The organism is Bartonella sp. AA86SXKL (assembly GCF_042196885.1).
This window is the reverse complement of the sequence record NZ_JBHIRE010000589.1, coordinates 1-536: the sequence shown is the minus strand read 5'-3', so window position 1 is coordinate 536 and position 536 is coordinate 1. Positions and strand designations below refer to the sequence as shown.

The following is a 536-nucleotide window of genomic DNA, read 5'->3' as shown; positions in this document are numbered from 1 at the left end:
GAATGGTTTCAAGCGCGCTTGGGTAAAGTCACTGCTTCAAACGTTTACAACGTACTCAGTAAGACAGCAAAAGGTTTTCCTACAAGCAAATATGAAGACTACAAAACGAAACTCATGACAGAACGCTTAATAGGTGAAATAAGCCAATCTTATACAACACCTGCTATGCAATGGGGCATTGAACATGAAGAGAATGCCTTAAGAGAATATGAATTCATTTATGACGCAGAAGTCACAAGATGCGGGTTTATCCCACACCCAAAAATGGAAATGGCTGGTGCAAGTCCTGATGGGTTCATTGGAGAGGACGGTTTAATCGAAGTCAAATGTCCACAATCAACGACTCATCTTCGTTTTTTTATGTATGACGAAATTAAACCAGAATATCACGCACAAATGCAATTCCAAATGGCATGCACTGGACGTAAATGGTGTGATTTCATGAGCTATAATCCAAATTTTGTAGGCAAATCTACTGGTTTGAGAATGAAAATCAAACGCGTCCTCCGTGATGAGAAACACATTGAAGAGATCAA

Annotated in this window: 1 protein-coding gene; it reads left to right on the top strand. The window is 39.6% G+C overall.

The genetic code is table 11. The annotated features are described in order from the left end of the window. Positions 1 to 536: lambda exonuclease family protein (locus tag ACFIO5_RS13435; RefSeq protein ID WP_375705683.1), on the top strand; the 536-nt coding region annotated here is incomplete at both ends.